Here is a 22,740-nt window from a genome sequence, read left to right as displayed (position 1 = left end):
CACACAGGAGGCACCAATTCAGACGATTGTTACAGTGACGACTCAGACGGATCTGATAGCTGCGATGATACGGATTGAACTTTTTATCCCGCAACACGCCCTAAAATTCTGGCATTTTCAGGCTCACCAGATCAATGTCGCTGCCTATCTTTACAGCCCATTTCACTCTGACCTGAACTATGTCCCGCAATGCCATCCCCATAGTATGCCCATTGCGCCGTATTCACTCACTCTTGCAGATGAAGGTAATGGCAAAGTCTTGCGATACGGATAGTCAGTCAAATAGCCCGCTAATAAAATCGCCTACATGCTCAACAGCGCCTTCTGCTATATTTCCAACTGACTCTGCTATTTCGGAGGCAGAATCAGATATGCTATCACTTGTCTCCTTGCCGCTATTTAATGCGGAAGAAGCCAAGTCAGAAACATTTTCCAATATGTCACTGTCCATCAGTCCAGCAAGAATATTTTCTTGACTGCTATCCTGTTTGTTCTGCTTTCCAGGGTCAACCATTTATGTTGCCTCACTTTCTTTACTCATTGAATTTCATTCAAAAAATCCGCCGGTGATATTACTGGCACTTCACACTTCACGAAATCCTTAATATTGTCTGTCACAATATAATCGCAGCCAGTAGCCTTAGCACATTTATCCTGCAGGCAGTCTTCAAAATCCATGAATTCACGGTTATATACAACCTTGACAATTTCTTCCTGAGTTGCGCCGATAACTGTCAGTAAGCCACATACTGCCTCAAGCATGGCTCTGCCAATATCTTCACCAGCTTTTCTACCCATGTACCATATATCACAGCTCTAAAACAAAGAACATGGCCCTTTTATAGTATCCACAGACCAGCACCCTGTCACCATCCAGAGTATACATACATTTTACATGCAAGTCCTTCAATGTCCCGGCAAATAGCTTCTTCCCGGTAGTAAGCTTGTAGATGCTCAGATTATCCCCGGAGGACTGCAGGACATAGTTCTCTGTCACGGCCCAGTCGGTCTTGTTGCTGTAGTCCCCCTCATAGCAAGCAAGCAGATCCCCCTCACGGTCAAAGCAGCACAGCTTTTCGCCCGTACCATCCCCCTGTGACACGCTCACAAATAACTCATCCTCATTCAGACGAACCGGGCGCAGAGCGGCCTGAGATAGTTGCAGCTCATCCAAGGCATGGGGAACAACGTCCCGCACTTCACTTATTGTAGCTCCAGCAAGTTTGCCTATGCAAATAGTGTCAGGAGAACGCACCATCAGCAGCTCTCCTCCAGCCGTGCCAACCATACCACTGTACTCTTTTTGCCACGGCACAGTCCCGACATAGCTCCTTTTACCGTCATACAGCCCAAGCATACCGTCCTTTGAACGTTCAAAGAGGACATATCCTCCACAAGAAGCCAGGTTGTAGCCGCTCTCTGCTCCTGAACCTTTGCTGGCCTCTATTCCAAAACGCCCCTTGATTTTCCTTTCCTTCACCGGCAGCTTATAAAGTTCCTGCCAGTCATCCGTATCTTGCTTTCCATCCTTAGGCGGCCTGTATCCTTCACCATGGCGGTAAATTGCCCCATGCGCATAGACAATACGCTCTCCCAAGAACACAAAATCCCTATCTGCCGCCGGGCCGTCAATGGTGTATATACTTCCCTGTCCCCCGTCAAAAGAGAAGGTCATGTCAGGCTCCCCCTCTGTCTCAAGCGTAGCAGCTGCTTGCACCAACGGTTCCTGATTGACATTCAAACCGCTGGCATCGCCCTGTTCCTGACAACCTGCCACGAAAAAAGTGAGTCCTCCTACCAATAGCCCAAGTATCGACTTTTTCCAGACCATAAGCATGCCCTCCCCTGTCTTTTCATGTTTAATGTATAGAATATTCATCACAGGATCAGACTTCCCTGCTTTGTAAGCACCATGATACGTACAGAAGGGAGATTTTCACCATGGCAATCGTATTTCGCCCTCAAAGGAGCAATCTTGATAAGGCAATTGCTGAGGCAGCCGCATTTGACACTGAGGAAGAATTGCTTGCCCATGTAAAGAAGCTATGGCTGGCTACCTATCCTGATGCGAAATCCAAAGTCAAGCTAAGGACATTGAACGAGGAACGCACTGGCTGGGAGTCCACCAGGTATGTCTGCATGACCGACAACGGTATAGATGCCCCCTACAGGCACCCCAAGGTCGTTGGCATGTGCGATACAGATACCTTCAAAGCCATTTCAAAGGAAGAAGCCCTGGATCAGGCCAAAAAACTGTTTTCAGAATGGTCTGCAAAGCAAGCGTGACAGGCTCATTGATTGATTATCTCTTATCAAACTCAATAACTATGCATTCGCAATCTCCAATATCCATACAAAACTCGCTTCTGAATACATAAGTAGTATCAAATCCAATTACATGAGCTTTGCCATCCTTTGCACAAGATGCTTCAATCACATATCCTTTTACGCTGTTATGGCAATGCAAAGCCAAAAATTCCTTCCATATGGAATCTAGGTTTGTTCCGTCCGCCATATGTTCTTTGCAGAAATCCTCGAATTTCTCAGCTCCATAGCAACGAAAAATCCCCCTTCTCCTGTATTCAGATGTTGGGAACTCATAATTTCTTAACAGAACCGCTTTATTCAAATACTGTTTCCTTCTCTCATGATTTTCTCATACCCTATTTCATCAAACATGCGTAGCAATACTATAGATGATATTCAGGATAATGATAAACAGAGCCACGTTCCCAACTAAAGCAGAAACTTTATGCTCTTTCTCATACTTCTCTTCAAACAACTTGTGCTGCTCAATATACAAATCCACTGCCATTACAGTAACCTGATGCTCGAAAGTCAGATTATGTTCGACCTCATTATACTGCCTGTGAATCTCAGCTTCCTTCTCTGAAAGGGATGTCGGGTCACAGAGCAGTATTTTTTGCATCTTGTAATAGGCTTCTCCCCATATATATTTATACATCTTTGATTCAGTTCCATATGCTCTGACAGCCATGAAGCCAAGAAATAGTCCCATCAGAAGGTCAAGCATTATTTCATGCTCTCCTCTGCCATCAGTATATCCCAGAAAAGCGCTTACCAGCATAAATACGCCAACAAATCCTACGTTCCCTCTGAAGAACGCATTCTTAGCCAGCAAAAAAAATGGTGTCCGATTAACAATTACAACTCCCAAATATAATCCTCCTGTTTGTGTTACATAAAATCAGCCATACAGCGGAATCAGCATAGCGTATGGCGCAGTGAATAGGGATAGTGCCAAGCTCAATTTCTGGACTAGGCCCATTTCTATGTTGCATTTCTTGAATGCATACCGTCTGTTAAGCCTGTATATGAGCACACCTGACAGCAACACACCCGGAATGGCGATAATTGTCGCTCCCGGAAAATAAAAGGTGTTTATTGCTGGAAGCATATAGCCTCTTAGAAACTCTATAGCCAGTATCAGGAGTGCTCCCGCCAAATCACAGATGAATCCTATCCCCCATATACGCAAGATGCTCTTTCGCCAAACATCAGCAAATCCGTTAGCGGCATAGTGCTTAATGGCAATGTAAAGCACCAAGCTGTCAATGATGAAATTGGCAGGAAAGATTATCAGCCAAATGCCGGTGGGAATCAGATAGAACAGCCAAATTGGAAACAGGATATTGTATAAACGTGAATCTCCGTGTAGCTTTTTCATATTATCTCCAATTACTGCTAAATATTACTCTCCTGAAATCACTTGTTCCTGGCATTCTCCTTCTCGGTAGTCACCACAATCACCGTATCATCATCATCTATTTCCGCACCACACCGAGGGCAACAGGCATATTCCGTTCCATCAGGCAGTTGTCTCTTTCCTTGGCACTTGGTGCAAAAATCAGTATTGCACCGCTTGCAATGCAGTATCTCTCCAAAATCTCTCCTGCCGCACCTTGGGCAGCCATCATAATATTTAGCCATAGGACATGCCTCCTTTATCACTTACTTACACCGATGCTCTCTTAACCCTTCAAATCAACAGTGCCATATCTATAACTTTTCTTCTGACGGCAATGTGATCCCTTTACGCCTGGCAGCACGCTCAATAAGCCTTTTTCCCTCTTCCAGTGCGTCCGGCAGGTAATCCTCCTCCCATTCCCGGCCAGCTTTCTCTATCTTCTTGATCTCCGACCAATCAGTGATAGGCTCTCCCTCAGATGTACGCAGTGGTTCATGGAACACATGCGGATGCCGCCTAATCATCTTGTCAGCGGCAGAACGCGCCACCTCCTGCAGGTCAAACAGCCCTTCTTTCTCTGCCAGACAAGCATGGAAAATCACCTGCAACAGCAGGTCTCCCAGTTCCTCCTTCAGATTCTCAGCCTTGCCAGTCTCTCTGAGGATATTGATTCCTGCCAGTACCTCACAGGCTTCTTCAATACATCCGGGCTTTACACTTTCATGTGTCTGAACCTTGTCCCAGGGGCAGCCCTCCTCAGATTGCAGCCTTCTCACTATGGCATGTAATCTCCCAACCTCATCCTGCTTCATGTATGAAAATCCTTTCCAGACCTGATGAACGCTTGCTCTAATAAAATTGTACCACATATCCCATTGTCATCCCATAAGCTATCTTTAAAACGAACTGCTATTTACTGTCACAACGAAATAATGTATACATTATCCATGGGACAAATGTCCTATGTCTCCTCAATTTGCCGTGCTATACTTCCTACACAAGAGAAAGGCCTCGCCGGATCCCCATTTCCGGCGAGGCTATTTTTCTGCCCTTGCAATATCGGCTCAAGACAATGCCCGTGAAATCGCAGTCAGCGAGAGTTATACCTTTCAAATACTAATCAAGCTTCATTCGCTTCAAATATGCAGCTATATCCTGTCTGGCAGAGGGGATATCGCTGCTATAGATGTCAAGAATTTCCCCTGGGAGATGTGCCCCGGTGGTTTTTTTTATTTTCTCGATGCTCTCACCTATCCCGCCATCACCGTGGGTTACCACTGGAATGATACTTTTTCCATGCAAGTCATAATGCTCCAAAAAACCTTGGACAGCCATAGGCAGGGTGTGCCACCAAAGCGGGTACACTACAAAGACCACATCATAATCTGCCAGCTCAGGCAACGGCCCCACCAGTGCCGGAGCCAGATTCTCATCCAGTTCCTTCCTGCCCACCCTAGTGGTAGCACCATAGTCAGCAGGATACTTTTCCTTGGTGCGAATGGCATAAATATCGCCCCCGGCAGCATCATGAATCATGGCCGCAATCATTTCAGCATTGCCGATAAGAGTCTCCTTGTCCTTCATAATGGAAGCCCCGGATACCGCATCCACCCCAGGTGGAAAATCCGTATTGCCTACCCGGCTGAAATACACCGTCAATACTCGCCCGGATACTTGGGCCTTCTCCCCTTGTATGATGGCTTCTTTCTCCACCTTTACCTGATGAAACCAACGATCAAGATATGGCAAGCCAAAAATCCCCACGGTAGCCAGGACAAAGGCCGCTCCCGAAGCAATGAAGAACCCTCGTCCGCGTATATACCTTCTGGCATGGCACAGCAGATGGACGAAAAGCAAGACCAGCGCACTTATAGCTGCCAGCAAATGCAATGAACGCCAGTTCCACGCCTCCCCCAATTGCACCCACGAAAAGAGGTTGCGTGACAAAGCCATGCCAGATACCGCCAGCATGATGAGACTTGCGGCAAAAAGGCATATGCTGGCCTTGTTCACCAATCTATGAGGTGAGTTCCTTCCTTCATGGAAATGCTGGTAGAAACTGCGGTTTGCTGCATTATGAAGAACAACCAGCAAAAGAAAAATACACCCCAGCAGTTCATGAGCAAGACCAGGCAGGAACATGCCGCCTAACTCCAGGAAAAACAACAGCAGCAATACAATGTCCAGTGATTTCTTCACGTTTCTCTCCCTTCAGCACGAACTTGTGCCCAGCACAGGATGCTTGGCATGCCTTAGTGCCCGCACCCGGATAAGCCGCAGCGCTTCATACAGATTCACATCCAATCGCCTGCCATCACTCTCGTAGACGCACATGGGACTATCCACGCCGATCTCGCTGCCAGGCATATAGACATATTCCTGATTTTCATTATCACCAAAGATAACGCCGGATTCGTACCTAATGGCCTGGGAATGAAGCCCGCTTCCTCGTTGCCCTCAGCAGCTTCTAGCTTTGCTATTATTTCTCTGAATTCTGCGTTCTTTTCACGTATGTTTTTAGGTATGGTTTTGGATTTCATATGCGTCACCTGCTAGTCTTCTTGTCTATTAGTATGCCCGTACAAATTCCTGCAGCAGCTCGGTCAACCCGTCCCGTGCTTCTTTTATCCTTTTCAGATGCTTAAACAGTTCCTCATTGTTATCTATGCTCTCATATTCGTCTGCGCATTTTTTGGCAGTATCGATTGCAATCTGCCCCTTTGCCATCACCTGCTCCGATAGTCCAAATTCCCCGTCTTTAATTTCTTCTGCCAAGAGTAAGCTCAGGATACGTGTATTAATCTTCCTTTGCCAAGCCTGTTTTTAGTCTGGCTGTTGTCCATCATGAGCCTTCCAGGCACAATCCGTAACCTTCATGCCAGTAAACACTGCTCTGAAGCTGGATTCCTCAGGACTACAGGCATAAATTCCGAATCTGATTCTTCCTGCCCCTTCCCACATATGGCACACCCGCATCTGAGAAAATAACCTGCCATCAGCAGAGCATTCTATGCAATAGTCATCCTCTCGTCGGCTGAATCTATACCACATGGTTTTAATGTCGGCAGATATCGCTGTTGTAGCCCAATCAGAATATCCATGGTTTGTAACTACAGAACCAAGATGCTGGAATTGCTCATTCTCATATTCCACCGAAGCTTTGAGCCAGTTCTCCGAATCGAGATACATAACAATGCCGCACTGGTCAAATCGCTTATGACTCTCAGCAAAGTCTGTCTTCACAATGAATGAGAAGAACTTTTCTTCTGTTTCTGTCTGCAGTACAGGCGCATTATCATTGCGGAAGTGATAGTATGTCCTCTGCCACAAATCAGTATGTGGCATTGTTGTGATTTCTATCCTATCCGACTCAATCAAGTATTTGCCAGGTTCTCTGACCCATTTCCAGTCCATACCAATTGTCTCCTTGTGCTTATTTCACCAATTCTCAAACCGTTCATTTTTGTTTAGTTCCGCTATGCGAGCCATTTCTTCCTCGCTAAGCTGTAAATCATAAATATCATTGTTTTCACGGATATGCAATGGATTTTCTGATCCTGGGATAACTATATAGCCTGCTTGGATATGCCAGCGCAGAACTATCTGTGCTGGTGTTTTGCCGTATTTATGAGATATTTCCTCTATGGTCTTGTTGGACAAAACTTTTTGGGTATTTCCCCGTCCTCCCAAAGGGTACCAGGATTCGACAACAGTGCCATACTGCCTCAGATACTCTTTCAGAGCCGTATTCTGATAGTAAAGATGATTTTCATTCTGCACCACAGCAGGAGTTATCTCCGCAATCCTGTTTATGCGTTCGAAATCTTGTGGCGTGTAATAATTCGAAATGCCTATCGACCTGATTTTACCTGCCCTCACGCCACGCTCCAGGGCTTTGTATACTTCCTCATCGTTAGAGCCCGGCTGGTGTATCAGCATCAAATCAATGTAATCCACTCCAAGGGCAGACAGGGAATCATCAATGGCAGCATCAGCCCGCCGATAGTCTTCCGGCATTATTTTGCTGGTGATGAACAACTCTTCCCGGCTAACTATCCCCTTCCGTATTGCTTCCTTCACCCCCTTGCCTACTGCCTCCTCGTTGCCATAATACCTGGCCGTGTCAATCAGGCGATAGCCACACTCTATTGCAGTCTCCACAGCCCTCTCAGCCGTTTCTCCTCGCAGTGTCCACGTTCCAAGTCCCAGCACAGGCATCTCATAGCCACTGTTCAGCTTTACCATGGGACTGACTTTAACCGTCATGGCAGTCTTCTCCTTTCCTTCTTCCGGCACAGCAGTTCTTGCAGATGTACATCCCATGCACAGGAAAATTACCAGCAGGCATGATGCCCAGCACATTTTTTCCAGCATCAATCTCCCCCCATCCTGAAGCCAGCTTTCGAACCCCCATAACTGTAGAAGGTTTTCCACTAAATACTCATTTATAAGGCGGGAGGTATATGTTCACCGCCTGCATTGTGCCCTTTAGGGTATTAGTAAATTAGGAACTCGCCACCTATAGAGGTGGGAGACATCTTCTTCCGAGTTATATACAACAGTCAACCTCTCATCGGTTCAATCTAATCTTTGCACCCTGTCCCCGTATATGGTTTTCCACTCATCACGCATGGAGACAGGCACCCAGCCATACTTCTCGCAGTTCTTCAGCATCTTTTCTGCCGAGGCTGGCTTGCCAAATTCCCTCTCTGTATCATCGCAGAGCAGCGAGAATACTATCGTCTTGTAATTAGGATTCGTGGCTGTGTAGTTGTACATGCTGAAATCGCCGCTGGAATTGCCGAATGCCAGAACAGGCTGCTTGCCAATCTCTCTTGCCATGACAGAGACCTTGTTCATATTGATATTCTTGACCTCGAACTCACCCCGCACCACCTTGTCCTCTGGGGCAAATACATACACCATGCCATCCTGACCCTTCTGGGCAGCTGCAACATAGCGGTAATCAGTCCCAAGGATATTGTCACTGTCCACAGGCAGCACTTCTGCCATGACACGAGTATACTGCCTGTCTGCACCTGACACCAAGAATACTTTGAATCCATTCGCCCGAAGATAGGACAGCACTTCTACCATAGGCAGGAAATAAGCCTCACCTATTTTGAGATTATTGAACCCTTCAACAGGCTTCCTCAGATACTTTTCCGTGTAAGCATTATACTCGTCCATAGTCATACCACCAAAGACAGAGGCGTGGGATTCGCAGGTCTTCAGCCTTGTGTCATTGGTCACCTTATGAGCATATATATCCCTTTCCACATCCTTGGCATTGGCTCTATCTCTGGCTGAGGCATTGTATTCTGAATCATACAGTGCCCTGTCCACCATCATGAGGAAGTCAAAGCAGAAGGGAGCTGTTTCACAGGCCAGCGTGCCATCTACATCAAACACAGCAATGCGGTCACGCTGTGGTATGAAATCCGAACTTTTAGTATTTGTCACCTCTTTCACATAGCTGCGTAGCCTGGCTAATGCCTGAGAATCTTTTTGCCAGTATTGGAAGTTGCTCCCCCTGGCATTGACCTGGATACTGGCAATATCTTCTCTCGTAGCACCCTGAGCAGTACCAGCCCATCCGGCTCCGATAGCTGCAGCAACACAAAGAGATGCAATGGTTTTGATATGCTTATTCATAAGAACCTCCATTTCTCTCTATTTCATGCTCCATCGTAGGCAAACCGCCGTATATCGCCCAGCTTCCTGTATAGATTCTTGCCGGGACAGGCAGTGTCATTGAGGTCGCGATGCCCCACAATGACTCCCTTCTTCCTTGGATCCAGCCCATACTTCCGGCACAGCCACCTGCATAGCTCCTTCACCGATGCCATCTGCTTCTCGGTAGGCTGGCCAACATCGAAGTTCCCTGCCAGGCATACGCCTACGGAGGTTTGATTATGCTCATATGCATGTCTGCCCACCATTTCCGGCAGTCTGCCTTGCTCTATGGTGCCGTCCTTTCGAATCAGATAATGATAACCTATCCCTGACCAGCCGTTGTGCTCCTGATGGTACTTGTGAATGGCTGTAGCAGCAGAGTCCTTGTCTACATCAGGAATGCCCACATGATGTATCACAATGTACTCCGTCGCCTTTCTGTACTCGTACTCTGTGAACCGCAGGAACCCCTTGTATATCATAGGTTCCCTGCAAGCCTCAGCCTCCGGCCAATTCGCATCCCATGCCATCATCCCCAGGAGGCACAAAACACTCTTTCGCACAAATTCCCGCCGGTTCAAGCTCCCCACCTCCTGCCTATACCATAAATCTATTCTGCGCCTTGACAATACTTTTGCTCACATCAACCATTTTCCCCATCATAGCCGCCTCAGGAACTCCTGATGCACTTCCTTCCTGAGAGCAGGCTGTCTATCCAGTATATCTCGCAGGAACTTCTGCGGCACAAAGACATTCAGCCAGCTGCGTCCCCCCATGGCTCTTAGGCTTCCTGGCGGCGGAATCCACAAAGGATTGGCTCTCTTATGCAGTGCCATGAATTCGTCAAAAGTCAGCTCCAGCTTTCTCCTGGCAGACTCCTTGCGCTTCTTCTCCTTCATCCGCCATTTAGCTTCCTCCGCAGACTGTTCCCAGCTTGCCAGTGCTGTCTTGTGCCCGTCAACCCACTGATTCTCGCCATAATAGGCATACCGACCTTCAGCAAAAGAGAAGAAATCCACATACCTGCTCTTGTCTACCGTCCCGATAATTTCTCTGCTTTCGGGGTAGCCGGAAGTAATAACAGGCGGTATACCCAGTTCCTCCGTCAGCACTATCCCTCCCCGAATATCTCCGTTGGCATCCGAGTAAGTTACGGCACGACAGACCAAATAATCCTTTGTATAATTCACTTCCGGCCTCACCGCTATGTATTTGCTTAGGTCAGGTAGCATCACATTCACATGATCGCAGATCATGTTCGTGGAAGCCCCTGCTGGCACATAGGGACGGATATCTGTATATGTCAGATAGTCCAGGTGAGGATTGGCAAAATACCGGCCTCTGATGATGAACGGCTTGTCGAGCCTTGCCAGAGCCAGCAGCGTATTTCTGAAATAATTCCGACCATTCTTGCCCATATCCTCACCCCCATATCTATTTTATCGCACTTATGTCCCTTCGACAAACTACACCCCCATGGTATCCCAAGCCGCCTCAGGAACCTCTTCTGCCGCCAGCAGCCCATAATCACCACGCCTTGACAGCTATTCATCTTCTAGCAACTGCGCCAGTATCCTATCCCTCTGATTAAGAAACAACGATGTTACCTGATAACTCTCTGTCTCCTCATAAGACAATGAACCAATACCATTTTTGCTAAATCCCAAAATCTCTGCATATGGCATCCCCAACAGAATCGGCGAGTGTGTCACAATGAAGAACTGCGCTCCCCTCTTGGCATACATGCAGATCATACGAAGCAGGGCAAGCTGTCTCTGAGGTGACAACGCTGCCTCAGGCTCATCCAGGAAATATAACCCATTCCCCTTGAATTGGCCCTCTGCAATCCTATAGAAACTTTCTCCATGTGATTTCTCGTGAAAATGCTCCGGCCTTCCTCCCGGCCCCCTGCTGTATTCATTTTCCTGTGTAGCCACATTGTAAAAACTCTCCGCCCGTAGAAAATACCCCCACTTAGGCTTCCTGATTCCCCGTACCAAACTTATGCAGCCAAATAGCTCCGAGTGAGAATCATAGGTTGAGAAAGCATAATTCCTTGTCCCCCCCTCAGGATTGAATCCTGAGGCCACCGCCAAAGCTTCAAGCAGGGTGGATTTTCCTGTACCATTTTCCCCAGCTAGGAGCGTTATAGGCATGTGGAAATCCAGCTCTGAAATCTGAGCGATAGCCGGAATATCCCTGAGGTAGCTGTCTTTCTCTATCTCGTCCCATCTTATTCTGGCTTTTGCTATATACAGAGGTATCTCCATTTCAATCGTCATCCCCGCGCCGTTCCGTACATACATCATCCAGCCAGCCCTCATCATATGAGGGAGTATCACCCTTGTAGGGTACTGGCCTGGGCTTGCCCATCTTATACAGCTTACAGTTCTTAGGTCCATAGCAGAAGCTCTCAAAACGGAACTTCTGCTGTACGCCCCAGTCATATTCAATGGCTACATTCGCCATACAGGCCCACTTGCATTTGAAGCACTTACTTCTGTATGTTCTGCCATCCAGCATACGGCAGCCACGCCAGTCATACACATCAAGCCCCGGCACTTCTCCAGTCCAGGGAGAGGCTGTCTCTTCCTCTGACATATGCGCCTCAGTGTTTTTCTTCAAGGCACCAGCCCTATAGTAATCCGCATATTCCAGCTTAGTATACTTCTTCGTCCAAGCAGTGCCGCTTATCTCGTCCCCAATATGAAGCCGCATCTTTTCCTGCTGCTTCTCAGATATAGCCACCGCAAAGGTCTTCTCCTCATCATCAGCTACACCCGTTAGGAATATGTTGTACCCTGTCGTACTGTGATTGCGGTTATCCAGTCGATACCGCCACACATTAGACCGTGGCTGCACAGATTGAACTACTCCAGAGAACTTTATTTTCCTTTGCTCCGCCATAGAACTCATTCCTCTCACAGCACTTCCGGCTTTTGCCTACTTCAGAAAACTACTCAGCCTGTTCCACTATAGCCAGCTTTCTGGCCTTCCCCCATGCGCTTAGACACCTAAAATGAAAGATTCCTAACGCATCCTCAAAATTGCTTTATTTTCCGCAGTTTTGGCCATCTTCACCAATTTAGGCAGCAATTTTTTCAACGGGCATTCGCTCCATGTAGTATTCTTCCGGAGTCTGGTAATCGTTGCTGGAATGTATTCGCTGGCGGTTGTAGAAAATCCAAATATACTCAAATACAGCCGCCTTAGCTTCAGCGCGAGTGCGGAAATGCTTCTCGTTCAGCCATTCCTGTTTTAATGTACCCCAGAAGCTTTCCATGGGAGCGTTATCCCAACAGTTGCCTTTCCGGCTCATGCTCATCGTAAAACCATTCTGCTTTGCCATTTGGCAGTAGTCTTTGGAACAATACTGGCTTCCACGGTCAGAATGGAGGATGCAGCCGTTTACATCGCTGGTATGATTTATGGCATCCTGTAAAGCTGACATAACTAGCTGTTTGGTCATACGGCTGTCCATGGCCACTCCTACCATTTTACGGCCGCATAAATCCATCACCCCAGCTAGATAAAGCCAGCCTTCGTCTGTAGGGATATAGGTTATATCACTGACCATCTTTTCCCCAGGATGTTCCGCAGAAAAATTGCGGTTGAGAACATTTTCGGCAACAGGCATATCATGGTCTGAATATGTTGTAGCCTTATATTTACGACGTGCCTTGCCATGTATGCCGTTTGCCTTCATGATACGTTCTACACGCTTGTGGTTGACCTTAATCCCCTTTTTACGTAGCTTTCTGAAAATGCGCACGGAACCATAGGTCTTATTGGATTTTTCGTGAATTTGCTTAATGATACGTAAAAGCTCATCATTGCTTTTGTCACGTGGGCTTGGCTTGCGGGAAAGCCAAGCGTAAAAACCGCTTCTGGATACATTAGCCCATCGCACCATCTTTGCAATCGGATATTTGCCGCGGTTAGCTTCGATGTAGTAATATCGGATCACTTCAGGTTCTTGGCAAAGAAGGCGCTCGCTTTTTTTAGGAATTCATTCTCCTGTTCAAGGTCTTTAATACGCCGCTGTAGCCTTCTTAGCTCGGCATCCTCATCACGGAGCTTGCCACTGCCGACAAAGGGCTGCTCCGGATGTTTTATGTATCTTGCCTTCCAAGTGTATAGGGAACTTACGTTGACTCCTATCTCTCGGGCTACCTGGCTGGCCGGAACACCGCTCAAGACTCTTTTTACGGCTTCTTCCTTAAATTCATTACTGTATCTGTTCAATCGTATCACCTCATGAATGTATTGTACCATTCATTTCGGGTGTCCAGCAAAGCGGGTATGGGGCATTCCGCTGCCTTCCACCGCAATAGTGCCATCCGGCAAGGCAATGCTGCCCTTCATGCTCACAAAACTGCCCTTGCGTGATTCCACCCAGCTGGATATCACCAGTTCCTCTCCTATGGGAACAGGCTTCCTATAGCGTATATCCAGCCTTGCCGTAACAGCTTTCTCTCCCAGCTCCTTGTTCAGATACCCAGCCATAGCCTCGTCCAACATGGTCGTCAGTATCCCGCCGTGCGCAATGCCATCATAGCCCTGGTACTCCTTGGCCAAAACCTTCCTTGCCACATATTTATCATCCTGCACCACAAAATCCAGTTTCAAGCCAATAGGATTCTCCTTGCCACAGGCAAAGCAGTAATTATCACTCAAAGACATGTTTTTCTCTCCTATTCCAACTTATACCCCAAATATTCAAAGGCGTTTTTTAGCGGCTGCTTATCACGGATATCCAGCCAATCATCGGGTAGGCTGTTGTCATCAATCAGAATCAGCAGATAGTCAAGTATCATCCGCCGGGCTGCCCACCGGCCTACTTCATTGGCCATAAACTTCTGCCCTGCCAGACGCACTGCTCCATCCACATAGCTATTGGCTATAATCAAATCTCCAAGCACAGGCACCACAGCTTCCAGTGATGACCAGACCTGCAAGGAAAAATCTCCATGCTTATCTCCCCAGCAAGGGCTGTGCTCCACAATCTTATGTGCCATTTGCAGGGCATGATTCTGGGCAATGTACTCCATCACTGTCAAATCTTCTTTGCTCAGAGCCTCCACCATAGCCGTATACCGTGAGTAAGGTTCCGCCTTCTCCTTGGCTGCCTTTGCCAGCCGTGCTTCCCGGACTTTAGCAAAATCAATTATATCCATGTTTCCTGCCTTTGGGTGCCTCAGAACACATCAGGGAATAACTCAGGATGGCCGTCCCTCATCACTCTCAGCACATTTTTTCGTTGCTCTGGCGGCAGTTGCTCCGCATCCGCAATGATCTGCCTGTTGATAGCAGCACTCTCCTCCGGCGTGATCTCCAGCATCTCATCTATGCTGATGCCATAGTACTCCGCCAGCCTGTCCACGTCCCCGGCCTTAGGCAGTGCTTTACCAGTCTCCCACTTGTCATATTTTCCCAAGGTAACTCCTACTCCCTGGGCTACTTCCTTGCGGGTAACATCCCGCTTCCGCCTAAGCTCCGGCAGCTTACGCATATAAAACTGCGCTAACGTTTCTCCAGTCATTGATATCTCCTTTTTTATCCACGGCAGATTCCCCTCTATGAGTATTCATCTCATCTAATACATAATCCTGCCCCTTTAGCAAGAACGCGGAGCCATTGGCTCCGCAGTTCCTCTATGCCATTTCTTCTATCATCTGGCCTTCATCATGCTCAAGCCGCTGTTTCTCTTCTTTCTCCCGCTGCAGTTCTGATAGACTATCCCCATCCGTGAACCGTACAAACTTAATCTTACCAACCTCATCTGCTTCGTACACCAGGAACATCCCCGTTCCCTTGATGGGCAGCCGCAAGCTCTCATCGCTGACCTTATTTCCCAAATCTTTTGGCGTATCTGCATCCAACACCTGCTTTATGGCCTTGAATACGCCTATCCTGTGCTCATTGTTGGTCATAGCCAGCTGGTTTAGAATCACCTCATAAAGTTCATAGGCTTTCCCGCCATACTCCTGCTCGAACCATTCCTCCATGCTACGACTGATGTTTTCTATACGTCTGCGGCGTTCTTCGTCTCTGGCAGCTCGGGCAAATTCATACTCATCCTCAGCTTCATGGCAAGCTTCCAGCGCACTTGCACTCTCTGCCTCAGCCTGCTCTATCAGCTTGCGAAGCTCCATTTCCCTTTGCGGTGCATTTCCCAGTGTTGCCAGATTGGATTCCCTCTCTGCATGGAGGCTGGCCAACTTTTTCCTCTGCTGTACTATAGCCCGCTTCAGCTTGTTGATAGTACGGGCCGATCTCTTGGCATCACTGGCAGCCGACACCAGCTGGCCCTGCAGCACACCAAGCTCAATCTCCTGGCTCACCCTCATATTGTCGTAGTTATCCAGCCATACCTGGATCTCCTCAATATGCTTTCTATGCATCTCCAGTTCAGCCCTGGCAGCCTCCTCGCTTCTTCGGGCTTCCCGGAGATTCCTCTCTGCCACCTCACGGGCAAATCGTGCCTCTTTCAGTTCCTCTTCCCTTGCCAGATATGAGGCATCCGATTCCTCTATCTCCTGCCTGGTGTCAGCCTCCCTGCCCATAATCCAGTCAGGCAAGTCATCATCCTCCGGCGCGAAGTTTCTGCCGTAGACAGACCCGGCCATTGAAATCAGCTGGCAGTAGACCTCCCCGTCCACTTTGGAGGTGCCCGTCATCTGCTGCCACACGCCTAGCATGGCCAGGGCTGGCCAGCCCGTTTTCTTTTCCTGCTGATTCTTGTACTGCTGCAGCACGGCATCAGTCATCTCCGCCGAAGTCAGTACCTCATCAATCTCCATGTACTCAGCTGCACGTTTCACAAGCTCCTTGGCAATTCTCTCATCCGAAGCTTCATCTTCCAGCTCCAGTCGCTCCACCAAAAGGCCCCGAAGCTCTGCATCCAGCATTCCCCGGCTGTCATGGGCGCACTCCTCGATCTTGTCATCAATCTGCTCATCAATGCTTCGGGGCCTTAAATCCTTCACAAGTCGATTCTTTGCGCCCAAGAGCCTCCCCACAGAATTCACCATCCCGGCAGCCTTTTCTGCTACCTTCAGCCCCTCCGTCTCCATTATATTCTTGACGGTGACAACCTCAAATATGGCCACCTGGTTTCGTATGTCATCATCCATGGCCTCTTTCAAGACGCTCAATACGTTTGCCAAAACCTACACCCCTTATTCTGTTTCCCTGTTCCCCTCTAATACCTGTATCCCGGCATCTACAAATGCGCTGCAGATATCCCTCAATCTGTATTGCGCATGGAAAAGCTCCTCATTGCTGGAAGCATCCCTTATCTGCTCCATGGCGTATTTTGCCTCATGCAGCATATGCCCTATTTCGCCACGCTTCTCCCTGCTCATACCTAGTCCATGAGGCAGGTACTTCGTCCTCTCTTCAAGTTCTTCCACATATCTGACGAAAACATAATCTGATACCAGCGATGCAAATATCATGATCTTGTTTTTGTTGACCTTGAATGAAATCTTGCAGAATTCTTCCTGGCCCAGGTATCTTGAACCGTTCCAGTCCTTCAGGTATTTCACAACCTTCTTTTTGCTTTGCTTCCCACGTCCCATAAGGTTTCATCCCCTTCCTGTCTTGCTAAATCCTGCGCTGTATAGTGTCCCATGTGCCAGTAGCAAAGAAGCTTCCCTCTGCTTCCTGCTCCAGTTCCAGGAATCTGCTATAAGGTATGCTAAAGGAAAGCTGTTCCTTATCAATCACCTTCCTGGCCGATGGATCTGTCAGCCCGATATAGCAAGCCTTATCGCCCTTCTCTTCGGCAGACAAGGGATATAGCACCGCCTGACCGCAGCCAGAGGCAAAACGCACCTTCACATTGTCCTGACTCTCCATGTCATAATTAGCCAGCGTCACCAGTCCCGAGAGCTGGTCTGCATTGACCAGGAATATCACGCACTCAGGCCTCTCGTCATCAGACACCATATCCAGAGGTTTGAAAACCAGGCACTCCTTTGGACTTACCCTTGGAATAGTATCCGTAAAAACCCTGGCCAGTTCCGGCGTTTTCTTGTAATGTTCGCTGTTGGCAATATTTTCATTGCCGGTGGACAAGAAATACTCTATCCAGCCATGCTCATATCCCTGGAACCCCAGACCAGCCCTGCCTCCCATGCAGACAGTTGTGGCCCTTGTCGCACAAGCCACTTTACCCTTAGAGGCTGCCTTGATAAGCGCCACCACACACCCCCATTTCCCTTCCTGGAAGTGTATGGCCTCCTCCGGCATTTCGCCTTTCCACAACACAGCTACAGGATGATTACCAAGCTTAAGATATTTGCCAATCTTGCTCTCCATATCTTGCGCCTCCCCGATACATGCCATGTTCAAGTTTTTCTATAAATTATTGTATTCCAAAGGTTATACTATTTCAACCGTTCCTAAGTTCACCTTATATCTGCTTATAGGTAAGGGGCTGCCGCATAAGTGACTTCACTCATGCAGCAACCCCTCTTTCTATGACATCAATTCTGTCTACAGACACTTCTCCATATGTACATGTGGGCAATGCTCGTCCAAATACACATCTCCCTTTGCCCGGAAGCCCAGCGCCTCATAGAAGCCTTTAGCCTGAACCTGAGCTGATAGAGATACTTTAGATGCTCCTGTGTCTTTGATGTGCTGAAGGGCCATTTCAACAATGCGCTTCCCCATAGACTGGCCCCGGTAGGCTTTTCGCACAGCAATACGGCCAATTATATACTCACCGGGAGCTTCCCCCGGAAAGAACCGACAGCAGCCTACGGCATCATCATCACTATAGAGCATCATGTGCGTTGAATTATTGTCTATATCATCAAATTCAATCTCAAAGCCCTGCTCTGACACAAACACTTCCTGACGAATCTGTTTCTCATCATCCAGCAGTTGATTCGAGAATTCAGCGTGCAACATATTGCCCTCCTGCTATCTTGCGCTTCAACCATTCCCTAAGCACCATCGCATGATTTTCCTGCTCATTCTTCGCCCCATATACCAGCGTGACATTTTGCGATTTCAGCTGCTCACTGCAGTTGCTGACAAAAGTTTCAGAAGCCTCATTAGACTCCAGCTCTTCAAGATATGCCTGAGAGAAACCCTCAAAAGGCATATCCCCCTGGTGATACAGGCGGCGGATTTCCGTACTGGGGGTGATTTCCTTTGCCCATTCATCCAGCTGAGCGGCTTCCTTCTTTATCCCCCTGGGCCAAAGCCTGTCTACAAGTATCCTGTAGCCATCTTGTGGTTCGCAGGGTTCATACACACGTTTCAACAGCAATTCATGCTCCATTCGCCAGACCTCTTTCCTTGCTTGACCAGTTGCCCAAGCTTTTCCATTACCACTCCGCACAGGATTTCATCGTGATGACAACGACTTCCCTGCCAGATAATCAGCCAGTGCGTTGACAAGAGAGTTATCTACCTCCATGGAAAAAAGCTTTGATAATATTCCCTTCTTCTCCACGTTCTGCTGAAGCTTGATGTCCTTTTCTTCCACACCTGCCTTGCTCAGCAAATAGTCCAGAGCATCATAGAAGGTGCCTATTTCATCAATCAGATGATTCTGCAGGGCAAAATCTGCCGAGAAGGGACGCCCGTCAAAGATTTCCGGCACATCAGCTGGTATTTCTTTGCGGTTCTTCCTGACCGCTTCTTTGAATATTTCATGAGTTTCTTCGGCGTGTTCCTGCAAGAACTCACGCTCTTCCTCCGTAAGCTCCCTGAATGGGTTGCCTATGTCCTTCATCCTTCCAGCCTTAACCGTTACCTGTTTCACTCCCAGTTTCTCGGACAGCCCGTTGATATTGGGCAGCTGCATGATAACACCTATGCTGCCAGTCATGGATGTGCGGTTGGCAAAGATGTAATCACAGGCAGAGGCAATCCAGTAGCCCCCGGAACAGCATATGTCTGCAATAGAAGCCACTACAGGGATCCCCTTCTCCCGGACTTTCTCTATCATCATGGCCGCTTCCTCGGAGGTACCCGTGGTGCCGCCGGGTGTATTCAGGTGAATGATGACACCTGCAACCTCTTCCTTGTCTTTTCCGGCAATCTTATGCAGGGTCTTGATCACTTTCTGCATGTTGGTATTCTTTTTGCTCAGGGAAATGGATGACGAAGCAGTGGCCTTCCCCCATGCGCTTAGACACCTAAAATGAAAGATTCCTAACGCATCCTCAAAATTGCTTTATTTTCCGCAGTTTTGGCCATCTTCACCAATTTAGGCAGCAATTTTTTCAACGGGCATTCGCTCCATGTAGTATTCTTCCGGAGTCTGGTAATCGTTGCTGGAATGTATTCGCTGGCGGTTGTAGAAAATCCAAATATACTCAAATACAGCCGCCTTAGCTTCAGCGCGAGTGCGGAAATGCTTCTCGTTCAGCCATTCCTGTTTTAATGTACCCCAGAAGCTTTCCATGGGAGCGTTATCCCAACAGTTGCCTTTCCGGCTCATGCTCATCGTAAAACCATTCTGCTTTGCCATTTGGCAGTAGTCTTTGGAACAATACTGGCTTCCACGGTCAGAATGGAGGATGCAGCCGTTTACATCGCTGGTATGATTTATGGCATCCTGTAAAGCTGACATAACTAGCTGTTTGGTCATACGGCTGTCCATGGCCACTCCTACCATTTTACGGCCGCATAAATCCATCACCCCAGCTAGATAAAGCCAGCCTTCGTCTGTAGGGATATAGGTTATATCACTGACCATCTTTTCCCCAGGATGTTCCGCAGAAAAATTGCGGTTGAGAACATTTTCGGCAACAGGCATATCATGGTCTGAATATGTTGTAGCCTTATATTTACGACGTGCCTTGCCATGTATGCCGTTTGCCTTCATGATACGTTCTACACGCTTGTGGTTGACCTTAATCCCCTTTTTACGTAGCTTTCTGAAAATGCGCACGGAACCATAGGTCTTATTGGATTTTTCGTGAATTTGCTTAATGATACGTAAAAGCTCATCATTGCTTTTGTCACGTGGGCTTGGCTTGCGGGAAAGCCAAGCGTAAAAACCGCTTCTGGATACATTAGCCCATCGCACCATCTTTGCAATCGGATATTTGCCGCGGTTAGCTTCGATGTAGTAATATCGGATCACTTCAGGTTCTTGGCAAAGAAGGCGCTCGCTTTTTTTAGGAATTCATTCTCCTGTTCAAGGTCTTTAATACGCCGCTGTAGCCTTCTTAGCTCGGCATCCTCATCACGGAGCTTGCCACTGCCGACAAAGGGCTGCTCCGGATGTTTTATGTATCTTGCCTTCCAAGTGTATAGGGAACTTACGTTGACTCCTATCTCTCGGGCTACCTGGCTGGCCGGAACACCGCTCAAGACTCTTTTTACGGCTTCTTCCTTAAATTCATTACTGTATCTGTTCAATCGTATCACCTCATGAATGTATTGTACCATTCATTTCGGGTGTCCAGCAAAGCGGGTATGGGGCACAGCCTCGATAACTCCAAAGATGTCAATCACATATACTTTTTTCTTTTTGCTTCTGGAAAACATATCTTAATCCTGCCTTTCCCCTTAGTGAGTGTTACCGCCTGTACAAGAATTCCAGCCGTTCCCTGAGACCTTCGCTGAAATCTGTCAGGTCGACCAGCGTTATAACCTTTTCATCCAGTAGCTGCATGATGATGAATATCATATTTGACCGGCTCATATCTGTTATGAGTACACCAGCCTTTTTCTTATCCTTCTTCATGCGCTTGTCCAGTTCCCAGAATTTATCCGAGGCATTGCCCTCCCCAGACAAAAGGTCAATATATACTCTGGTCAGCTTCTCAATGTAGTTCTCCTGCCAGTCTGCAACCTTCTTGCGAAACAGCTTCCAATCCTTCTCCACAAATATGTCTTTATGCATAATCCCTCAACCTATATCAGTCATACAGCTCCGTCTAAATCGTATCAGTATCCACCGTCACCAAATACCGCCGCTTATTGCCTTCACTGTAATCCTTGTCCAGTCCCCAGGAAGCAATCTTCCCCTGCCTCTTCAAAAGCCCCAGTGCTTTTTCCTTGGTCCAGGGTAGCACTATAGAAACAGTAACATCCCCTGGTGGCAACAAGCAGCCATATTCCTCAAGGACAGCATCTTCAACAAGCTTCCACACTTCCTGCCGATGTTTCTCCAATTCATCTGTTCTATGCTTCTTCTCAGCCATCACTTATCACGCCCTGGTCATATTCAGAAAACAAACTTTGCCATCTTGCGGATTTTTCGCTCCGCCAGCCAGGCCCTGATGCTTATGCGCCAGTCAGCAGCAATATCCCTATAGGGTATGTAGTTGGATACCAGCCGCACATACCATTTGCCATGAAGCTTCCTGTTCTTCTTGGCCAGTATTGCCTCAGCATCCAGGAAGGGCCTGCCCCAGTAGGGCACACCGCAGGTGGCTATGGCAAAGGTATAGGGAGATTCATAGATGGTCAGCTTCTCCAGGAACTCTTCCATCTGTAGCGGCAGACCAAAATAATGCATGGGAAACACAAAGCCCACGCATTCCGCATTGACAGCCAATCTACCCTCCGCCATTGCCTCAGGAATAGACCGCAGCTCCGCCTCCGGCAGCAACTCCTGCAAAGCCCTGGCCGTATAAAGTGAATTGCCTGTTGCTGAATAGTAATAGATTACCGTGCTGATATCCGTATCCCCCTTAGATTTTCATACGTACATTATAACGCCATTGTCCAAGTTTTGTCGAAGGCAGCCCCCTCTCAGCTACCATCTGCAGAGAAAGCAAAAGCCCCGGTTAATCCAACCAGGGATTCCATTTTACTGATCTATTACTTTTCTCTCTTACGGTTTGCCCAGCAGGTCTGCCAGCGTGATGCCAAAAAAATAATCATGCGTCATCTTATTGAACTCCTGCCACATAGGCAGGGTACGGCAGAAAGCCTTCCTGTCACATTGCTTTGCGCAATTTCCAGTACAGGATACTATGGCAAATTTCCCCTCCGTCAGTTCCAGTATCTCCCCCACTGTATAATCTTCTGGCGAACGGGTCAGCATATATCCTCCCCGTTTGCCGCGCAATCCCCTCAGCAGCTTGTGTTTCACCAGTTCCCTTATGACAATCTCCAGATACTTCTGGGAGATGCCCTGCCGTTTGGCAATATCTGCCAAAGGAATGAATCGGTCAGATTCCTGCTCAGCCAGGTCAAGCATGACCCTGAGAGCATATCTGCCTCTCGTAGATACCATAATATCACCTGCCTATTTTTTGTATTACCTATTATAGCAATAGGTAAATTTCTTATCAAGTTTTATTTTCCTATTGACATACTAGGTTAATAAGTTTATTATAGGCATACATTCTTTTTTTCCAAAGTTACAAGCA

At 47.7% G+C, this 22,740-nt stretch carries 34 protein-coding genes; 1 reads left to right on the top strand and 33 read right to left on the bottom strand.

What is annotated here, in order from left to right:
• Positions 1–274: 274 nt before the first annotated feature.
• Genes P159_RS0110070 through P159_RS0110060 form a run of 3 tightly spaced genes read right to left on the bottom strand, consistent with a single transcriptional unit; the run spans position 275 to position 1,831 of the window.
• On the bottom strand, positions 275–514 hold the full coding sequence (locus P159_RS0110070; protein WP_029543736.1) for a hypothetical protein: 240 nt from the start codon (positions 512–514) through the stop codon (positions 275–277).
• Between the two features lie 23 nt (positions 515–537).
• Complete coding sequence (locus P159_RS0110065) at positions 538–798, bottom strand: hypothetical protein (RefSeq protein ID WP_051650292.1); 261 nt, start codon at positions 796–798, stop codon at positions 538–540.
• 10 nt (positions 799–808) lie between these two features.
• Positions 809–1,831 (bottom strand): hypothetical protein, encoded by a 1,023-nt coding sequence (locus P159_RS0110060; RefSeq protein ID WP_029543733.1) that lies wholly within the window; start codon positions 1,829–1,831, stop codon positions 809–811.
• A 110-nt stretch (positions 1,832–1,941) separates the two neighbouring features.
• Here P159_RS0110060 and P159_RS0110055 point away from each other — a divergent pair, with 110 nt between their 5' ends.
• A complete protein-coding gene (locus tag P159_RS0110055) occupies positions 1,942–2,286 on the top strand; it encodes a hypothetical protein (protein WP_029543731.1) in 345 nt (114 codons plus the stop codon).
• 16 nt (positions 2,287–2,302) lie between these two features.
• Here P159_RS0110055 and P159_RS0110050 read toward each other — a convergent pair whose 3' ends face one another.
• The 30 genes from P159_RS0110050 to P159_RS0109885 all read right to left on the bottom strand — a co-directional run bounded on the left by P159_RS0110050 (position 2,303) and on the right by P159_RS0109885 (position 22,604).
• On the bottom strand, positions 2,303–2,629 hold the full coding sequence (locus P159_RS0110050) for a hypothetical protein (protein WP_029543729.1): 327 nt from the start codon (positions 2,627–2,629) through the stop codon (positions 2,303–2,305).
• 42 nt (positions 2,630–2,671) lie between these two features.
• On the bottom strand, positions 2,672–3,178 hold the full coding sequence (locus P159_RS0110045; protein WP_029543727.1) for a hypothetical protein: 507 nt from the start codon (positions 3,176–3,178) through the stop codon (positions 2,672–2,674).
• A 30-nt stretch (positions 3,179–3,208) separates the two neighbouring features.
• On the bottom strand, positions 3,209–3,688 hold the full coding sequence (locus tag P159_RS0110040; RefSeq protein ID WP_029543725.1) for a hypothetical protein: 480 nt from the start codon (positions 3,686–3,688) through the stop codon (positions 3,209–3,211).
• Positions 3,689–3,726: 38 nt separating this feature from the next.
• Positions 3,727–3,951 carry a hypothetical protein gene (locus P159_RS20295; RefSeq protein ID WP_074698271.1) on the bottom strand — a complete coding sequence of 75 codons (225 nt, stop codon included), beginning with the start codon at positions 3,949–3,951 and terminating at the stop codon, positions 3,727–3,729.
• Positions 3,952–4,020: 69 nt separating this feature from the next.
• On the bottom strand, positions 4,021–4,521 hold the full coding sequence (locus tag P159_RS0110030) for a MazG nucleotide pyrophosphohydrolase domain-containing protein (RefSeq protein ID WP_029543724.1): 501 nt from the start codon (positions 4,519–4,521) through the stop codon (positions 4,021–4,023).
• 304 nt (positions 4,522–4,825) lie between these two features.
• Complete coding sequence (locus P159_RS19460) at positions 4,826–5,908, bottom strand: flavodoxin (protein WP_080705974.1); 1,083 nt, start codon at positions 5,906–5,908, stop codon at positions 4,826–4,828.
• 12 nt (positions 5,909–5,920) lie between these two features.
• Positions 5,921–6,133: a hypothetical protein gene (locus P159_RS19965; protein ID WP_072004140.1), complete on the bottom strand. Its 213-nt coding sequence runs from the start codon at positions 6,131–6,133 to the stop codon at positions 5,921–5,923.
• Between the two features lie 144 nt (positions 6,134–6,277).
• Entirely contained in the window at positions 6,278–6,484 is a 207-nt protein-coding gene (locus tag P159_RS0110010) for a hypothetical protein (protein WP_029543719.1), read from the bottom strand.
• 48 nt (positions 6,485–6,532) lie between these two features.
• Positions 6,533–7,123: a DUF1349 domain-containing protein gene (locus tag P159_RS0110005; protein WP_029543717.1), complete on the bottom strand. Its 591-nt coding sequence runs from the start codon at positions 7,121–7,123 to the stop codon at positions 6,533–6,535.
• 24 nt (positions 7,124–7,147) lie between these two features.
• The gene (locus P159_RS0110000) at positions 7,148–8,083 is read right to left on the bottom strand and encodes an aldo/keto reductase (RefSeq protein ID WP_221174091.1); all 936 of its coding nucleotides are present in this window, start codon (positions 8,081–8,083) and stop codon (positions 7,148–7,150) included.
• A gap of 204 nt (positions 8,084–8,287) precedes the next feature.
• The gene (locus P159_RS0109995; protein WP_029543713.1) at positions 8,288–9,364 is read right to left on the bottom strand and encodes an HAD family hydrolase; all 1,077 of its coding nucleotides are present in this window, start codon (positions 9,362–9,364) and stop codon (positions 8,288–8,290) included.
• A gap of 23 nt (positions 9,365–9,387) precedes the next feature.
• A complete protein-coding gene (locus P159_RS0109990; protein ID WP_029543712.1) occupies positions 9,388–9,966 on the bottom strand; it encodes a peptidoglycan recognition family protein in 579 nt (192 codons plus the stop codon).
• 78 nt (positions 9,967–10,044) lie between these two features.
• On the bottom strand, positions 10,045–10,803 hold the full coding sequence (locus P159_RS0109985) for a hypothetical protein (RefSeq protein ID WP_029543710.1): 759 nt from the start codon (positions 10,801–10,803) through the stop codon (positions 10,045–10,047).
• 126 nt (positions 10,804–10,929) lie between these two features.
• The gene (locus P159_RS0109980; RefSeq protein ID WP_051650474.1) at positions 10,930–11,655 is read right to left on the bottom strand and encodes an AAA family ATPase; all 726 of its coding nucleotides are present in this window, start codon (positions 11,653–11,655) and stop codon (positions 10,930–10,932) included.
• 1 nt (position 11,656) lies between these two features.
• Complete coding sequence (locus tag P159_RS0109975; protein WP_221174090.1) at positions 11,657–12,247, bottom strand: hypothetical protein; 591 nt, start codon at positions 12,245–12,247, stop codon at positions 11,657–11,659.
• A 223-nt stretch (positions 12,248–12,470) separates the two neighbouring features.
• Positions 12,471–13,630 (bottom strand): IS3 family transposase gene (locus P159_RS0109970; RefSeq protein ID WP_318253476.1). Its coding sequence is split into 2 segments (ribosomal slippage): positions 12,471–13,375 and positions 13,375–13,630, totalling 1,161 coding nucleotides; the frame shifts between segments, so codons are not numbered across the junction.
• Positions 13,631–13,660: 30 nt separating this feature from the next.
• Positions 13,661–14,068: a hotdog fold domain-containing protein gene (locus P159_RS18670; RefSeq protein ID WP_051650290.1), complete on the bottom strand. Its 408-nt coding sequence runs from the start codon at positions 14,066–14,068 to the stop codon at positions 13,661–13,663.
• A gap of 11 nt (positions 14,069–14,079) precedes the next feature.
• A complete protein-coding gene (locus P159_RS0109955; RefSeq protein ID WP_029543702.1) occupies positions 14,080–14,562 on the bottom strand; it encodes a hypothetical protein in 483 nt (160 codons plus the stop codon).
• A 20-nt stretch (positions 14,563–14,582) separates the two neighbouring features.
• Complete coding sequence (locus tag P159_RS18665) at positions 14,583–14,927, bottom strand: helix-turn-helix transcriptional regulator (RefSeq protein ID WP_037377044.1); 345 nt, start codon at positions 14,925–14,927, stop codon at positions 14,583–14,585.
• Positions 14,928–15,039: 112 nt separating this feature from the next.
• Positions 15,040–16,554: a hypothetical protein gene (locus tag P159_RS0109945; RefSeq protein ID WP_029543700.1), complete on the bottom strand. Its 1,515-nt coding sequence runs from the start codon at positions 16,552–16,554 to the stop codon at positions 15,040–15,042.
• Positions 16,555–16,566: 12 nt separating this feature from the next.
• The gene (locus P159_RS0109940; protein WP_185753702.1) at positions 16,567–16,935 is read right to left on the bottom strand and encodes a hypothetical protein; all 369 of its coding nucleotides are present in this window, start codon (positions 16,933–16,935) and stop codon (positions 16,567–16,569) included.
• Positions 16,936–16,993: 58 nt separating this feature from the next.
• Complete coding sequence (locus P159_RS0109935; protein ID WP_029543697.1) at positions 16,994–17,710, bottom strand: DUF169 domain-containing protein; 717 nt, start codon at positions 17,708–17,710, stop codon at positions 16,994–16,996.
• A 177-nt stretch (positions 17,711–17,887) separates the two neighbouring features.
• Complete coding sequence (locus tag P159_RS0109930) at positions 17,888–18,307, bottom strand: GNAT family N-acetyltransferase (protein ID WP_029543696.1); 420 nt, start codon at positions 18,305–18,307, stop codon at positions 17,888–17,890.
• Positions 18,294–18,683, bottom strand: a complete 390-nt coding sequence (locus tag P159_RS0109925) for a DUF488 family protein (RefSeq protein ID WP_029543694.1) — start codon at positions 18,681–18,683, stop codon at positions 18,294–18,296. The genes P159_RS0109930 and P159_RS0109925 overlap by 14 nt, the downstream gene beginning before the upstream one ends.
• A 66-nt stretch (positions 18,684–18,749) precedes the next feature.
• Positions 18,750–19,499: a signal peptide peptidase SppA gene (gene sppA, locus P159_RS0109920; RefSeq protein WP_318253636.1), complete on the bottom strand. Its 750-nt coding sequence runs from the start codon at positions 19,497–19,499 to the stop codon at positions 18,750–18,752.
• A 117-nt stretch (positions 19,500–19,616) separates the two neighbouring features.
• A protein-coding gene (locus P159_RS0109915) for an IS3 family transposase (RefSeq protein WP_318253476.1) occupies positions 19,617–20,776 on the bottom strand; the annotation gives its coding sequence in 2 pieces (ribosomal slippage) (positions 19,617–20,521 and positions 20,521–20,776; 1,161 coding nt in all).
• A 160-nt stretch (positions 20,777–20,936) separates the two neighbouring features.
• On the bottom strand, positions 20,937–21,263 hold the full coding sequence (locus P159_RS0109900; protein WP_029543691.1) for a hypothetical protein: 327 nt from the start codon (positions 21,261–21,263) through the stop codon (positions 20,937–20,939).
• A 34-nt stretch (positions 21,264–21,297) separates the two neighbouring features.
• Complete coding sequence (locus tag P159_RS0109895) at positions 21,298–21,564, bottom strand: hypothetical protein (protein WP_029543689.1); 267 nt, start codon at positions 21,562–21,564, stop codon at positions 21,298–21,300.
• A gap of 23 nt (positions 21,565–21,587) precedes the next feature.
• Positions 21,588–22,031: an EFR1 family ferrodoxin gene (locus P159_RS19455; RefSeq protein WP_318253635.1), complete on the bottom strand. Its 444-nt coding sequence runs from the start codon at positions 22,029–22,031 to the stop codon at positions 21,588–21,590.
• A gap of 168 nt (positions 22,032–22,199) precedes the next feature.
• The gene (locus P159_RS0109885) at positions 22,200–22,604 is read right to left on the bottom strand and encodes an Rrf2 family transcriptional regulator (RefSeq protein ID WP_029543686.1); all 405 of its coding nucleotides are present in this window, start codon (positions 22,602–22,604) and stop codon (positions 22,200–22,202) included.
• Between the last annotated feature and the right edge of the window lie 136 nt (positions 22,605–22,740).

It is taken from the genome of Selenomonas sp. AB3002 (assembly GCF_000702545.1).
Classification (GTDB): Bacteria; Bacillota; Negativicutes; order Selenomonadales; family Selenomonadaceae; genus Selenomonas_B; species Selenomonas_B ruminantium_A.
The sequence above is the reverse complement of the archived record's forward strand: the minus strand, read 5'-3'. Positions and strand labels throughout refer to the sequence as shown.